This is a genomic window from Shinella yambaruensis (genome assembly GCF_022899355.1).
Classification (GTDB): domain Bacteria; phylum Pseudomonadota; class Alphaproteobacteria; order Rhizobiales; family Rhizobiaceae; genus Shinella; species Shinella yambaruensis.
This window is the reverse complement of sequence record NZ_JALJCK010000010.1, coordinates 276,631-291,312: the sequence shown is the minus strand read 5'-3', so window position 1 is coordinate 291,312 and position 14,682 is coordinate 276,631. Positions and strand designations below refer to the sequence as shown.

8 protein-coding genes are annotated in these 14,682 nt (G+C 68.3%); 3 read left to right on the top strand and 5 right to left on the bottom strand.

The features are described 5' to 3' along the window. Positions 1-115: 115 nt before the first annotated feature. Together MUU56_RS23360 and MUU56_RS23355 are read left to right on the top strand one after the other, a co-directional pair. Positions 116-6,832, top strand: coding sequence for an apolipoprotein A-IV repeat region-like domain-containing protein (locus MUU56_RS23360; protein WP_244769661.1), 6,717 nt, complete (start codon positions 116-118; stop codon positions 6,830-6,832). A 205-nt stretch (positions 6,833-7,037) separates the two neighbouring features. Then, positions 7,038-8,009, top strand: coding sequence for a Tim44 domain-containing protein (locus MUU56_RS23355; protein WP_244769660.1), 972 nt, complete (start codon positions 7,038-7,040; stop codon positions 8,007-8,009). A gap of 227 nt (positions 8,010-8,236) precedes the next feature. On the opposite strand, the gene MUU56_RS23350 is transcribed toward MUU56_RS23355, so the two are convergent. The 4 genes from MUU56_RS23350 to MUU56_RS23335 all read right to left on the bottom strand — a co-directional run bounded on the left by MUU56_RS23350 (position 8,237) and on the right by MUU56_RS23335 (position 12,398). After that, on the bottom strand, positions 8,237-8,854 hold the full coding sequence (locus MUU56_RS23350) for an ABC-type transport auxiliary lipoprotein family protein (RefSeq protein WP_244769659.1): 618 nt from the start codon (positions 8,852-8,854) through the stop codon (positions 8,237-8,239). Positions 8,855-8,988: 134 nt separating this feature from the next. Further along, positions 8,989-10,359: an MlaD family protein gene (locus MUU56_RS23345; protein ID WP_244769658.1), complete on the bottom strand. Its 1,371-nt coding sequence runs from the start codon at positions 10,357-10,359 to the stop codon at positions 8,989-8,991. 60 nt (positions 10,360-10,419) lie between these two features. Next, positions 10,420-11,205 carry an ABC transporter ATP-binding protein gene (locus MUU56_RS23340; protein WP_244769657.1) on the bottom strand — a complete coding sequence of 262 codons (786 nt, stop codon included), beginning with the start codon at positions 11,203-11,205 and terminating at the stop codon, positions 10,420-10,422. Between the two features lie 8 nt (positions 11,206-11,213). Next, the gene (locus MUU56_RS23335; protein WP_244769656.1) at positions 11,214-12,398 is read right to left on the bottom strand and encodes an ABC transporter permease; all 1,185 of its coding nucleotides are present in this window, start codon (positions 12,396-12,398) and stop codon (positions 11,214-11,216) included. A 98-nt stretch (positions 12,399-12,496) separates the two neighbouring features. Between MUU56_RS23335 and dgcA the strand changes: the two genes are divergently transcribed. Next, entirely contained in the window at positions 12,497-13,480 is a 984-nt protein-coding gene (gene dgcA, locus MUU56_RS23330; RefSeq protein WP_244769655.1) for an N-acetyl-D-Glu racemase DgcA, read from the top strand. Here dgcA and MUU56_RS23325 read toward each other — a convergent pair. Further along, positions 13,450-14,667, bottom strand: coding sequence for an MFS transporter (locus MUU56_RS23325; protein WP_244769654.1), 1,218 nt, complete (start codon positions 14,665-14,667; stop codon positions 13,450-13,452). The two genes, dgcA and MUU56_RS23325, sit on opposite strands and share 31 nt — an antisense overlap. Positions 14,668-14,682 lie beyond the last annotated feature (15 nt).

The window sequence follows — 14,682 nt, the reverse complement described above, 5'->3', positions numbered from 1 at the left end:
CTTGCCATGAGGGTATGCAGCAAGACCGGCCACCAACCGGACCGGTTCGAATGCGCCTGAGCAGCGGCAGCGCGCATGAAGCCCGATCCCGGATATGGTAACGAGGCGTAACCGCATGGCGACGAACAAGTCCACCGAGTCGATCGACGACAAGGCCTTCCAGGCCCTTGAAGAAGCATTGAAAATCGACTTTGACGATCTAGCGCCGGAGACGCCCTCGAAGAAGGACGCTTCGGAAGCCCATGTGCCCGAACCAGCTAACAGCGTTCCGAACAAGACGCAGGAAAAACCTGCCAATCGCCCTGCTTCCGGCGAGACCGCACGGGGCCACAGTCCCGAGCAGGCGCCGAAGACGCCTGCCTTCACGCCGGCCAACGACGGCTCCCGCAAGACGCCGGCCGCGATCCTGAAATCGCTGGACGTGCGCTCGGGCCGCGCCTCGATCCGCATGGCCATCCTGATGTCCGTGCTCTGGGTCATCGGCGGTCTCGGCGTCGCCAACCTTCTCTATGCGCCCGAGATCTGGCAGATCCGCTCGGTCGCCGACCTCGTGGCGCTGCCCGGCGCCATCGGCATGGTCGTCGCCATCGTCATGCCGATCATGCTGTTCTTCGCCTTCGCGATCATGATTTCCCGCGCCCAGGAACTGCGCAGCGCCGCCCGTTCCATGGCGGAGGTCGCGCTCCGCCTCTCCGAGCCGGAAACCGTCGCCAGCGACCGCATCATGGCCGTCGGCCAGGCGGTGCGCCGCGAAGTCTCCGCGATGAACGAAGGCATCGAGCGCACGATCGCCCGCGCCACCGAGCTCGAAACCCTCGTGCATTCGGAAGTCAACGCGCTAGAGCGCAGCTATTCCGACAACGAAATGCGCGTGCGCACCCTCGTCCAGGAACTCGGCGCCGAGCGCGAGGCCATCGTCAGCCACGCCGAGCGCATCCGCTCTTCCATCTCCGGCGCGCACGAGCAGCTGAAGGACGAGCTGGCAAGCGCCGGCGACAACCTCACCCAGCGCCTCGCCACCTCGGGCGAAGCCTTCGCCTCGATGCTCGACACCCGCGCCGCCATGCTGATGGAAAAATCCGACAGCGCGACGCAGACGATCGGCGCCATGCTGTCGGCCCGTACCGACAGCCTGCTGTCGACGCTCAGCTCGTCCGGCCTCGCGCTCGCCAACGAGTTCGACAGCCGCCTCGACCAGCTCACCAAGACCCTCGATTCCCGCGGTCGCGACCTCCTGCAGCAGTTCGAGACCCGCGCCACCTCGCTCGACACGAACACCGAGAAGCTGAACGCCGCGCTGAACGAGCGCGCCAAGCAGCTCAACGAGACGCTGATCGCCCGCACCCGCGAGATCAGCGAAAGCCTGTCGATCGGCCAGCAGGCCGTCACCGGCGGCCTCGACGACGTTCTCCAGGCGATGAACGCCGCGCTCGACGAGAAGGGCGCGCAGTTCCGCCAGAGCCTCAAGAACGCCGCCGACGACACGGTCATGGACCTCGACCTGCGCACCGGCTTCTTCGACGAGCGCATGCAGGCGACCGTCGGCCGGGTCTCCGGCGCCTTCGACCAGCGCGTGGAAGAGTTCGCCCAGGCCTTCGACCAGCGCGCCGGCTCGCTCGACAGCAAGCTGATGGAAAGCCTCGCGCGCATCAACGAGACGGTCGCCAGCGGCCGCGAGGCGATGGACGGCATCCTCACCTCCAGCATCGAACGTCTCGGCAGCACGCTCACCGACCAGTCCTTCGCGCTCGCGACCACGCTCGCCACCAGCCAGGAAGTCATCGAAAACGCCGTTTCCGGCCATGCCGACGCCATCTCCAGCGCCGTCAGCGGTGCGCATGAGCGCATGGGCGCGGTCCTGTCGGAAAAGTCCGCGGCCCTGCTCGGCGGTCTCGCCGAGGTGCAGAACCGCATCGAGAGCGGCTTCGGCAGCCGCGCGGATGCGCTGGCGGAAAGCATTTCGGGCAGCGAACGCCGCCTGACGGAGGCGCTGGATTCCCGCGGCTCGGCGATCGCCACCGACATCGAGGCCGCCCAGGCCCGCATGGAAGAGGCGCTCGGCGCCCGCGCCAGCGCGCTGGTGGAGAGCATTTCGGGCAGCGAGCGCCGCCTGACGGAGGCGCTGGATTCCCGCAGCACCGCGATTGCAAGCGGCATCGAGGCCGCCCAGGCCCGCATGGAAGACGCGCTCGGTGCCCGCGCCGACGAGATCTCCTCGACGATCGCCGCCAGCCACAACCGCATCGACGGCGCGCTTTCCGAGCGCACCGCCGCCCTCTCCTCCATGCTGAACGAGACCGGCAGCCAGCTCGAACAGTCCGTCGGCGCAGCCGCCAGCCGGGTCGAAAACGCCCTGACGGGCGCCGCCCGCCAGATCGACGACGCCATCACCGGCCGCACGGCCAATCTCGCATCGGTTCTGTCCAACAGCGCCGGCGCCATGCAGTCCGCGATCGATGCGGCGGCAGACCGCGTCGAGACGGTCCTGTCCGAGGGCAACCAGCAGCTCACGGGCGTCCTGCACGGCCAGGCGGCCGAGTTCGCCGAGGCCTTCTCCGGCCGCGCCGCCAACATCGCCGAACAGCTCTCCGGCCGCGCGTCGGAGCTGGCCGGCTCCCTCGTCTCCACCCATGAGCAGATCCGCGCGACGCTCGACGACCGCATCGACGCGATCAATCTCGCCATCAGCGAGGGCCGCAGCCAGCTCGCCGAAACGCTGAACGACCAGGTCGCCACCATCGGTACCTCGATCGCCACCAGCGCCGGCATGCTGGAACTGTCGATGGAACAGCTCTCGGACCGCGCCTCGACGCTCGCCGGTTCGCTCGTCTCCACCCATGACGAGATCCGCGCGACGCTCGACGACCGCATCGGCGCGATCAACCTCGCCTTCAGCGAGGGGCGCAACCAGCTCGCCGAGACGCTGAACGACCAGGTCGCCTCCGTCGGCACCTCGATCGCCACGAGCGCCGGCATGCTGGAACTGTCGATGGAGCAACTCTCGGGCCGCGCCTCGACGCTCGCCGGTTCGCTCGCCTCCACCCATGACGAGATCCGCGCGACGCTTGACGACCGCATTGACGCGATCAACCTCGCCATCAGCGAGGGCCGCAACCAGCTCGCCGAGACGCTGAACGACCAGGTGACCACGATCGGCACCTCGATCGCCACCAGCGCCGGCATGCTGGAACTGTCGATGGAACAGCACGAGGAGGCCCTGCGCCGCACCATCGACGGCAGCGGCGCCCTGCTCGACCAGCGCGTGCGCGAAAGCGTCGGCGCCGTTGCCGAACGCCTCGTCGAAACCTCCGCGAAGATCGTTCATGCGGCCGACACCTTCGGCAACCGCATGGAACAGACGGTCGACAACGTCGCCAACCGTTTCGACACGACGGGCAGCCGTCTCGAAGAGAATCTCGGCAAGCTGGAAGCCCGCATCGAGCACAGCGTCGATCACGTCTCCGGCCTCGTCGACACCGCCGCCTCGCGTATTTCCGACACGCTGTCGGAACGCCTCACCGACCTCGACCGCATCGGCGGCGACGTCTCGCTGCGCGTCTCCGACGCCCTCTCCCGGCCGATGGCCGAGGTCGAGCGCATCGGCGACGAGACGACGGCGCGCATCGCCGCCGCGCTTTCCGGCCGCGTCGGCGACATCGAGCGCCTCAGCGCCAGCGCTGCCGAGCGCATCGAAGGCGCCCTCTCCGGCCGCATCGGCGATATCGAGCGCGTCACCGGCGAAGCCGCCGAGCGCATCGACGGCGCGCTGGCAAGCCGCGCCGACCAGATCGCCCGCGTTGCCGGGGAAGCGGCGGACCGCATCGACGACACGCTGATCGCCCGCGCCACCCAGATCGAGATGACGGTCGGCAATGCCGCCGAACGCATCGATGGTGTCCTCGTGGGCCGCGTCGACGAGATCAACCGCGTCGTGGGCCAGGTCGCCGATCGCATCGACGACACGTTACTGGCCCGCGCGACGCAGATCGAGCTGACGGTCGGCAACGCCGCCGAACGCATCGACGGCGCCCTCGTCGGCCGGGTCGACGAAATCAGCCGCACCGTCGGCGAAGCCGCCGAACGCCTCGAAGGCACGCTCCTCAACCGGGCAAGCCAGATCGAGACGACCGTCGGCAATGCCGCCGAGCGCATCGACGGCGCCCTCGTCAACCGCGCCGACGAGATCAGCCGCGCCGTCGGCGAGGCGGCCGAGCGCATCGACGGCACGCTGTCGAACCGCGCCGGCGAGATCGCCCGCATCGCCGGGGAAGCGGCCGAACGCATCGACAGCACGCTCACGGCCCGCACCGGCGACATCGAACGCGTCACCGGCGAGGCCGCCGAGCGCATTGCCGGCACGATCGACGAGAAGACCGGCCGCATCGAGGAACGTCTCGGCACGATGGACCGGGCGCTGACCATCGGTCTCGACAACGTCAACCGCACGATCGACGGCAAGGCCGCCGGCCTTGCCGCGACGCTGCGCGATGCCGTTTCGCAAGCCGCCCAGGACATGGATGCCGAAGCGATCCGCTCGGCCCAGTCGCTCGCCAAGACCGGCGAGGAATTCGCCAGCCTCAGCTCCTCGCTGCGCGGCGCGGTTTCCCGCGCGGCCCAGGAAATGGGCGCGGAAGCCCAGCGCGCCGCCGAAAACATCGCCCGTACGGGCGAGGAGTTCGCCGGCAACCTGTCGGCCCGCAACGAAGCCTTCGCCCGCGCCGTTGAGGAAACCACCTCGACCGCCGTCGCCCGCTTCGCCGAGACGGAAAGCCGCCTCGCCGACCAGGCCCAGTCGCTGCGCGCCGGCCTCGGCGACGTCGAGAAGGCGCTGGAGGCGCGCGGCGCCTCCATCCGCTCGACGCTCGACGAGCGCACCCGCGAGCTCAACTCCATGCTGGCAAGCCGCACCGAGGAGCTCGCCCGCCTGATCGACGAGGAGGCCCGCCCCGTCATCGACAGCTATGCCGCCGTCGGCCGGGAGGCTGCCGAGGGCATCGGCGGGGTCGCCCGCGACGCGGCCGAGCGCATCAGCGGCGTTGCCCGCGAAAGCGCCGAACGCCTGCGCAACGAGAACGCCGCGCTCATCAACGCGATCTCCGCCCGCACGGCCGACACGCTCGCCGCCATCACCAGCCGCACGGAAGAAGCCGCCGGCACGATGCGCGAGATCGAAAGCGGCCTTGCGGCCAATGTCGAAAGCCTGATCGCTCGCCTTTCGGAAAGCAACGGCGCGATCGCCGGCATCGTCGACGCGGCGAGCCAGACGCTCGGTGCCATCGACGGCCGCCTGACGAGCACGGCCGAGCGCTTCTCCACCTCCGCCGAGCGCGCGTCCGACATGGTGTCCACCACGTCGCGCCTGCTTGAGGGCAAGGTGGATCGCCTGTCCGACATCTCCGCCGGCACGCTGTCCCAGATCGGCAGCATCGTCGGGCGCTTCGAGGATCATTCGAAGATCCTGTCGCAGGCCTCCGACCTGCTCGCCGCCGCCCAGTCCAACCTCGTCTCGACGCTGGAAGAGCGCCAGGATGCGTTGCGTTCGCTCTCTGTCGGCCTCGTGCAGCGCTCGGAAGAGATCGAGAAGACCATGCAGTCGCTCGAAGGCATGGTCGAGGGCGCCTTCAGCCGCGCCGAGGAACGTTCCAACCTCATCGCCGGCAACCTGCGCGGCGGCATCCAGAGCTCGTTCGCCGAAGTCGGCCGCATCCTGAGCGATACCGAGAAGCGCGCCGAGGCCGCCGCCAATTCGCTGCGCGAGCAGCTGATGAAGGCCGGCGAGGAAGCGGGCCAGTCGGTCGAGGGCTCCTTCGCCCGCGCCGAGGAGCGGACCAAGGAAGTGGCGAACCGCCTGCGCGGCAGCGTCGGCGCCTCGCTCTCCGATGTCGATCGCCTGCTCGCCGAGAGCGGCAAGAAGTCCGAAGCCGCCACGACCGTCATGCGCGAGACGCTGCGCGAGGCCGTCGAGGAGGCCGTCGGCAAGTTCTCCGGCGCGACCGAGGAAATCCGCCGCGCCGCCGCCGATATCCGCAAGGAGCTCGACCAGACCCGCGGCGAGCTGAAGCGCGGCGCCTTCGACCTTCCGGAAGAAGCCAAGGAAAACGCCGCCCAGATGCGCCGCGCCGTCAGCGAGCAGATCAAGGCCCTGCAGGACCTGTCCGACATCATCGGCAAGTCCTCCTCCGCGCTGGAAGTCTCCCGCCCGGCGGTGGTCCAGGCCAAGGTCGTCCAGCAGCAGCAGCCGGTGCAGGAAACCCGCGTCGAGCCCCGCCGCGAGGAGCCGGTCCAGCTGCGCGGCAGCCTCGGCCTCGAGCGTGCCGCCGCGGCCACCGTGCCGCAGCCCCTGCCCGCGGAGACCGAGGCCAAGACCGCCGGCGAAGGCGGCTGGATGCGCGACCTCCTGCGCGGCGCCGTCTCGCGCGAGGAAGCCCAGTTCGGCCAGCCGCGCACCGATGGCCAGGCCGCCCGCCCGGACAACCGCAACCCGCGCCATGTCGTCGAATCGCTGAACTCGCTTTCGGTCGATATTGCCCGCGCCATCGATCACGACGCCTCGGTCGACCTGTGGCGCCGCTACCAGCGCGGCGAGCGCGACGTCTTCACGCGCCGCCTCTACACGCTGAAGGGCCAGCAGACCTTCGACGAGATCAAGCGCAAGTACGAGCGCGAGCCGGAATTCCGCACCGCGGTCGACCGCTACATCTCGGACTTCGAGAAGCTGCTCGCCGATGTGGCCCGCAACGACCGCGACAAGGTGATGACGCAGACCTACCTCACCTCGGACACCGGCAAGGTCTACACCATGCTGGCCCACGCGGCAGGCCGCTTCAGCTGAGGAGACCCGGACAGCACGGACAAACGGCCGCCCGCAAGGCGGCCGTTTCGCGTTGGGGGCCTTGCCTGGCCGCGCCGATAACGCACCTTTGATGGCGCAAACCGTCCCAGGCTGCCGATTTCCGGCCGCCGAACCTTAAAATCCGGGCCTCCAGCCGCTATATCCGGTCCGACGCGCCACAAGGCGCATGGGAAGAGAGACGGAAATGATCTTTATACAAGGCTTTGGACGCATCCTGGCGACGCTTGCGGTCGCGGTGATGGTGATGATGACGGTGGTGGACGTGGCCGAGGCGCGCCGCGCCGGCGGTGGGTTCGGCAGCCGCGGCAGCCGCACCTTCTCGACGCCCTCGACGACGCGCACCGCACCGACGGATGCCCAGCCGATCGACCGTACCATGACGCGCCAGCAGTCGGCCCAGCCCTCCGCCGGCCGCAACGCAACGGCCACCAATCCGCGCCCCGGCCTCTTCGGCGGCTTCGGCGGCACGCTGCTCGGCGGGCTGATGCTCGGCGGCCTCGTCGGCATGCTGCTCGGCCAGGGCCTCGGCGGCGGCATCGGCTTCCTCGGCCTGATCCTGCAGGTGCTGCTGATCGCCGGCGTCTTCCTGTTCCTGCGCCGCATGTTCGCGCAGAAGAACGCGCCCGCCTATGCCGGCGCCGCCCATGCCCGCAACGCCGCGCCGAGCGGCGGCCCGGACTTCAAGATCCCGAGCATCGGCGGCGGCAGCCGCCAGGCCGCGCCGCAGCCGAAGGGCGGCGACGAGATCGGCATCAAGCAGGCCGACCTCGAACAGTTCGAAAGCATGCTGAAGGAGCTGCAGGCGGCCTATGCGGCGGAGGATTTCCGCACGCTGCGCCAGATCACCACGCCGGAGGCGATGTCCTACCTCGCCGAGGAACTCGGCGACAACGCCACCCAGGGCCTGAAGAACGAGGTGCGCGACATCCACCTCGTGCAGGGCGACATTGCCGAGGCCTGGCGCGAAGGCGCCGAGGAATACGCCACCGTCGCCATGCGCTACGAGAGCATCGACGTGATGCGCGACCGCGCGACCGGCGCGCTCGTTTCCGGCGATCCGGACAACCTGACGGAAGCCGTCGAGATCTGGACCTTCGTGCGCCGCAACGGCGGCGACTGGAAGGTCTCGGCCATCCAGGGCGTTCACGACGCTTGATCGACTGAGGGGTTTTGCATTGTAAAGCCCCCTCATCCGCCTGCCGGCACCTTCTCCCCGCAAGCGGGGCGAAGGGGGTGTGGCACCGACTTCCGCAAGAAACGACATTCCTTCGTGGCGAAGGTCGACCGTCTTGCTCCTTCTTCCCGCTTGCGGGGAGAAGGTCGCGGCAGCGGGATGAGGGGCTTTCGCACCCCCGCATCACCGACAGAAATGCATCAAGAAAATCAGATCGACGCCAGCGTCCAGCCGACGATATCGGCCGTGACCGCGGCGAAGGCCGCGTCGAGCGCCTTCACGAAGGCCGGGTTGCCGGTTCCGCCGACCGGAACCGTCGCGCGAAACACCTTCTGCGCCCGCACCGTGCCGTTGCGGTCATTGAGCAGCTTTGCCGAAATCTCCACCACCGCCGCATCGGCGCCCGCCGTCTGCACCTCGAAGGCGCGGATATCGGTTACGATCTGGTAGTCGATCGCAAGGCCCTGCCCCGGCATGCCGACGCCGCCGAGGCGGCCGGTGTTCTCGAAGGCCTGCACGAGCTTGGCCTGCACCATCTTGCTCAGGCTGTCGCTCCACTGCGCGCCGGCAAGATACTGGATTTCCGAGGCGGAGGGCCGGATGACGATCTGCTCGCCGTCGAGCGCCTTCAGCGCCGAGGGTGGCGGCACGAGGATCTGCCGGCTCCTGGCCGAGGGGCCGTCGGCGGTGGCGACGGAGGTGAGCGCGAACGTATCGTTCTTGGCCTGCGTGCTGCCACAGGCGGCGAGCATTGCCGCCAGAACGGCGACGAGCGCGGCGCGCGCCGCAGTCCCGTTCCGCAACAAACCCTTACCCGAACCCGTCATGTCGTCCTCAAACCCTTGTAACTGCCTGTGTAGCAGCGGCACGACAGGCTGTCACGGCTGCGCGGACGGACAAATTTGCCTTGGACCGCCAGCGGTTGGCAGTTGTGGGGATAGGGCCACACTTTACGGCCGGTTCAGCGCCGGTTGCGGCCGTCATACTGCTTGACCGTCTCGCCGCCGAAGAGGAGGCGCTGCGGATTGCGCTCGAAACCGGAGATCGCACTGTCGAGATTCTGGATCGTGCGGCGCGTGTCGAGCACCAGCGCCTCGACGTCACGCAGGCCCGAGCCGGAGAATCGCTGCAGCCCGTCGGCAATCGGGCCGATCCGGCCGTTCAGCGTATCGGCGGCCTGCTTGATCGACTGCAGCGTCGCCTTGGCCTCGGCGAAGAGCGATTCGGAATCCCCCTCGCCCAGGAAACCGTCGAGCTTGGCAAGCACGCCGTCGACGCGCGTGGCGGCCGCGTTCAGCTTGTTGCTCATCTGCTGCACGTCGGTGATGATCTGGTCGATGTCCTCCTCCCGCGCGCCGATGCGGTCGGCAACGCCGGTGACGGAGGCGATGGCCTTGCGGGCATCGGCGGTCGCGACCGAGATGTTGTCGATCGCGCCGCCGACCTTCTGCGTATCGACCGCGGCGATGAGGCTGTCGACCTTGTCGAGCGTCACCGTCGCCTGCCTGCCGAAGGCATCGAAGGTTTCGGCCGTCTTGCGGAAGCCGTCGACGGTGGCCTTGATGTCGCCGGACGCATCCGCGATGTCCTTGCTGATCTTGTCGACATTGCCGACGAAATCCTCGACCTTCTTCGGATCGACCGCCTTGATCAGCTCGTCGACCGAGGCGAGCGTCGAATCGAGCCGGCCGGAAAGGTTGCGGAAGGTCTCCGAAAGGCCGCCGACGCTTTGCAGGAACTCGTCCACCTTCTCGCCGTTGCGGGCGAGCGCGCCGGAGAACTGCTCGGCGTTCTGGATCGTCGTCGTCAGCGGCCCGCGCGCATCGGCGACGAAGCCCTGGATGTCGGTGATCGCCGCGTCGGCCCGCTTCAGGATCTTGTCGGCGGTGGACAGGATGTTCGTCACGCTCGACTGCTCCGCCTGCAGCACGGCCGGAACCTCGCTGTCGACGGCTTGGCGCAGGATGTTCGGATCGCCCGCGCTGCCGCCGGAAAGCTCGATATAGGCCGCGCCCGTCAGGCCCTGGACCTCCAGGACCGCGGTCGTCGACTGCTTGACCGGCGCGCTGGTCGAGACTTCCGTCATGGCGACGGAGAAGCGCGGGTCGTCGGCGTCGATGGCAAGGCTGCGCACGGAGCCGACCGGAATGCCGTTGAAGCGCACGGGCGAACCGATGCTGAGGCCGTTCGCCGAGCCCGGGATGCGGATGGCCAGCTGCGCCATCTCGCCGCCGCGGCCATACTGCGACATCCAGTAGACGAAGGCGAAGGCGGCGGCCATGACGAGGACGGTGAAGAAACCGACGAGGGCGTAGTTGGCTTTGGTTTCCATGCTTCGGGCTATCCTGCTCGCAGTTCCATCCGCCGGAGCCTGCCGGCCCCGGACACGTCCTTACGTTTTCCGCACGATCGCTCGCGCGCGCTTGCCCCGGAAATAGGACTGCACCCAGGGATCGTCAAAGGCCAGCATGTCCTCGATCGTGCCTTCGACCATGACCTTCTTCTGCCCGAGGACGGCGATGCGATCGCAAACCGAAAACAGGCTGTCGAGGTCGTGAGTCACCATATACACGGTCAATCCGAGGGTGTCGCGCAGTTTGGCGATCAGCTCGTCGAATTCCGCCGCGCCGATCGGGTCGAGGCCCGAGGTCGGCTCGTCGAGGAAGACGAGGGCCGGGTCGAGCGCCAGCGCGCGGGCCAGCGCCGCGCGTTTGATCATGCCACCCGAGAGCTCGGAGGGATATTTGTTCGCCGCCTCCGGGGCGAGGCCCACCAGCTCGATCTTCAGCCGCGCCAGCTCGTCCATCATCGCCTGCGGCAGGTCGAGATATTCGCGCATCGGCACCTGGATGTTCTCCTTGACCGTCAGCGAGGAAAAGAGCGCACCATGCTGGAAGAGCACGCCGAGCTTCATGTCGAGCGCCAGGCGCTCTTCCTCGCTCGCCTTGTCGAAATCCAGGCCGAAGATGCGGATCGTACCGGAGCGGCGGCGCAGCAGGCGCAGCACCGTGCGCATCAGCACCGACTTGCCGGTGCCGGAGGCGCCGACAAAGCCGAGGATCTCGCCGCGGTAGATGTCGAGATTGAGCTTGTCGAGCACGATGTTGCTGCCGAAGCCGACGGTCAGGTCCTTGACCGAGAGCATCACGTCGTCCGTCTTTGCCGAAACCTGCTCCATGGATGTCCTCAGAAATCGATCGCGGCGTAGAACATGGCGAAGAGGCCGTCGACGAGGATGACGACGAAGATGGACTTCACCACGGCGGCGGTGACGTGGCGACCGAGCGATTCGGCGCTGCCGCCCACCTTCAGCCCCTCGACCGAGGCGACGATGCCGATGATCAGCGCCATGAACGGCGCCTTGATCATGCCGGACACCACGGTAGACAGGTCGATCGCCTCGCGAAGGCGCGACAGGAACGTGTCGAAGGTGATGCCGGAATAGGACCAGGCGACGAAGGCTGCGCCGCCGAGGGCCGCGAAGTTGGCGATGATGGTGAGGAGCGGCAGCGCGACGGTCAGCGCCACGAGCCGCGGGAAGACGAGGACGCCGACCGGGCTGAGGCCCATGACCTTCAGCGCGTCGATCTCCTCGCGCATCTTCATCGAGCCGATCTCGGCCGTGATCGCGCTGCCCGAGCGGCCGGCGATCATGATGGCGGTGAGCAGCACGCCGACCTCGCGCAGCTGGAGAATGCCGACGAGATCGACGACGAAGACTTCCGCGCCGAAATAGCGCAGCTGGAAGGCGCCCTGCTGGGCGATGATCGCGCCGATGAGGAAGGACATCAGGAGGATGATCGGCACGGCGCGCACGCCCATATGGTCGATCTGGTGCACGATCGCCGAGGGCGACACGCCGCTGCGCCGCCCGAGCTTCAGTTGCGCGCCGCGCACCGCCGAGCCGAGGATGAACATGGCGGCGACCGCATCGTCCCAGATCTCCATCACGTTGCGGCCGATCGGCTCGAAGACGCGCTCGAACAGCGTGCCTTTCCCGCCGCTCTCGTCGCGCGGCTCGGCAAGCTTTTCCGGCAATGCCGAAATCAGGTCGGCATAGTGCGTCCCCTCGCGGTCGGTGAAACTCACCGCGCCGCCCTCGCCCTGCCGCTCGGTGATGGCCCGGCGCAGCAGCCAGGCGCCGGCCGTATCCATGGCCGCGACGCCGCCGAGGTCGATTTCCAGCGCGCCGCCCTGCCCGCGGCCGATATCCGCAAGCCGCTTGCTCGCGGCAACCGCGGTCGTGTTCACCCATTCGCCGGAAAGGCGCCAGACCTCCCCGTCCTTGCCGGGCAGCGTTTCGATCGCGATGTCGAGGGGGGAACGGGCGCCGGTCAAGTCTCTTGCATCTTCCCGTGCTTGGGCCAACATGCGCCTGTCTTACCGGCTCGCCGCCCGTCTGTCACCGAACGAACCCGCAAAAGCGGCCTTCCCGCCTCGATTTTTTCAAGCCTGCCAGGATCACTCCCATGCGCCGCACATTGCTTGCCACCACCGAAAGCTTCCCGATTGCCGGCACTTTCACCATTTCCCGCGGCGCCAAGACGACGGCGGAGGTGGTGACCTGCACGATCGGCGGTTCCGGCCTTTCCGGGCGCGGCGAGTGCGTTCCCTATGCGCGCTACGGCGAATCGGTCGCCGGCGTGCTTGCCGCCATCGAGGACATGCGCGGCGCCGTGGAGGACGGCATGGGCCGCGAGGAACTGGCGCGGATCATGCCCGCGGGCGCGGCGCGCAACGCCATCGACTGCGCGCTGTGGGACCTCGAAGCGAAGCTTTCCGGCGTGCCGACCTCACAGGTGATCAACGCCGCGCCGCCGCGGGAGCTCATCACCGCCTACACGCTCTCCCTCGGCGAGCCCGAGGCGATGCAGCGGCAGGCGGCGCAGGAGGCCGCCCGCCCCCTGCTCAAGGTCAAGGTCGGCACGGCGGACGACGCCGCCCGCATCCGCGCGGTGCGCGCCGGTGCGCCGGAAAGCGCCATCATCCTCGATGCCAACGAGGGTTGGACCCTGGAAAACCTCGCCCGTCACTTCGCCATCTGTGCCGAGGCGCGCATCGCCCTCGTCGAGCAGCCGCTTCCGGCGGGCAACGATTCGGCGCTGCGGGGCGCGGCCCGCCCCGTCCCAGTGTGTGCCGACGAGAGCGTGCACCAGGCGCAGGACGTCCGGGAACTTGCCGACCGCTACGACGCCATCAACATCAAGCTCGACAAGGCCGGCGGACTGACGGAGGCGCTGGCGCTGCGCGAGGCGGCGAAGGAGAACGGGCTGAAGATCATGGTGGGCTGCATGGTCGGCACGTCGCTCGGCATGGCGCCGGCCGTTCTGCTGGCGCAGGGCGCCGATTTCGTCGATCTCGACGGCCCGCTTTTGCTCGCCCGCGACCGGGAGCCGGGCCTCACCTACGAGGGCTCGACCGTCTATCCGCCGGATGCCGCGCTCTGGGGCTGAGCGCGCGGCGCGACGATGCGGCCGGCGACGACCGAGACGAGGCCGGCCGCGGCGACGAACGACATCAGGTAGAAGCCGTGAACGCCGTACCAGCTGAAGGCATAGCCCGAAACGAAGGTGGCGAGCGCCGTGAAGACGCCGGTATAGAAGAAATAGAGCCCCTGCGCCGCCGCTTCCTGCTCCTCCGCCACGCGCTCCACCAGCCGGCTCTGCGCGCTCATGTGGATGAGCGCATAGGTGAAGGCGTGCAGACATTGCAGCGCGAAATAGCCGGAAAAGGACATCTCCATCGGGAAGAGGATCCAGCGGCCGACCGCCACGGCACAGCCGACCGTCATCATGGACCAGAGATTGAAGCGCCGCCGCAACTGGACGGCGAAGAGGAAGAAGACCACCTCGGCAAGCACGCCGGCGCTCCACAGGATGCCGACGTCCACGCCGCTGAAACCCATCTTCTGCCAGTAGATCGCCGAGAAGGCGAACAGCATGGCGTGGCTCGCATTGACGAGCGAGACGCCGATCAGCATGAGTTGCACATCCGCCTGCCGCAGCGTGCTCTTCGTCGGCATGGTGGCGATCGCGGCGATCGGCGACGGGCGGCGCGGCTTGCCGATCCTGGGGGCGATCACCGCGCCGAGCACCGTCAGCACGAAGGCCACCGCCATCGCCGGCAGCACCATGGCACCCCCGTAGAGACCGGCAAGCCAGCCGCCGATCATCGTCGCGACGATGAAGGCGAGCGAGCCCCACAGGCGCATCTTGCCGTAATCGAAATTCCAGCGCCGCACGCCCGAGAGCATGATCGCCTCGGTGATAGGCACATAGGGCGAATAGACCGCGCCCTGCAGCGTGTAGAGCAGCAGCACCGGCCAGAAGGACCCGGTCGCAAAGAGCGCGAGCGCCGTCGAAAGCGACAGCAGCGCCGACCAGAGCAGCACGATCGAACGCTCGCCGATCCGGTCCGCGATGATGCCGGCCACCGGCGCGGTGAAGACGCGCACGAACATCGGCACGGCAAGGACGATGCCGATCTGGAAATCGCTCATCGACAGCGTTTCCAGCCAGACCGGGAAGAACGGCAGCGCAATGCCGTTGACCATCATCGGCGCGCAGAAGACGAGAGCGATGCGCGCGGCGAAGAACGGCGGCGCGCCGGCGGTCACGGTAAACCCGGAGGGGGCATTCATTGGCGGGGAACCTGC

Bases quoted from the DNA above. Each gene is read 5' to 3' on its own strand.
- MUU56_RS23360 (WP_244769661.1), top strand. From the start codon at position 116: ATGGCGACGAACAAGTCCACCGAGTCGATCGACGACAAGGCCTTCCAG.
- MUU56_RS23355 (WP_244769660.1), top strand. From the start codon at position 7,038: ATGATCTTTATACAAGGCTTTGGACGCATCCTGGCGACGCTTGCGGTC.
- MUU56_RS23350 (WP_244769659.1), bottom strand. From the start codon at position 8,854: ATGACGGGTTCGGGTAAGGGTTTGTTGCGGAACGGGACTGCGGCGCGC.
- MUU56_RS23345 (WP_244769658.1), bottom strand. From the start codon at position 10,359: ATGGAAACCAAAGCCAACTACGCCCTCGTCGGTTTCTTCACCGTCCTC.
- MUU56_RS23340 (WP_244769657.1), bottom strand. From the start codon at position 11,205: ATGGAGCAGGTTTCGGCAAAGACGGACGACGTGATGCTCTCGGTCAAG.
- MUU56_RS23335 (WP_244769656.1), bottom strand. From the start codon at position 12,398: ATGTTGGCCCAAGCACGGGAAGATGCAAGAGACTTGACCGGCGCCCGT.
- dgcA (WP_244769655.1), top strand. From the start codon at position 12,497: ATGCGCCGCACATTGCTTGCCACCACCGAAAGCTTCCCGATTGCCGGC.
- MUU56_RS23325 (WP_244769654.1), bottom strand. From the start codon at position 14,667: ATGAATGCCCCCTCCGGGTTTACCGTGACCGCCGGCGCGCCGCCGTTC.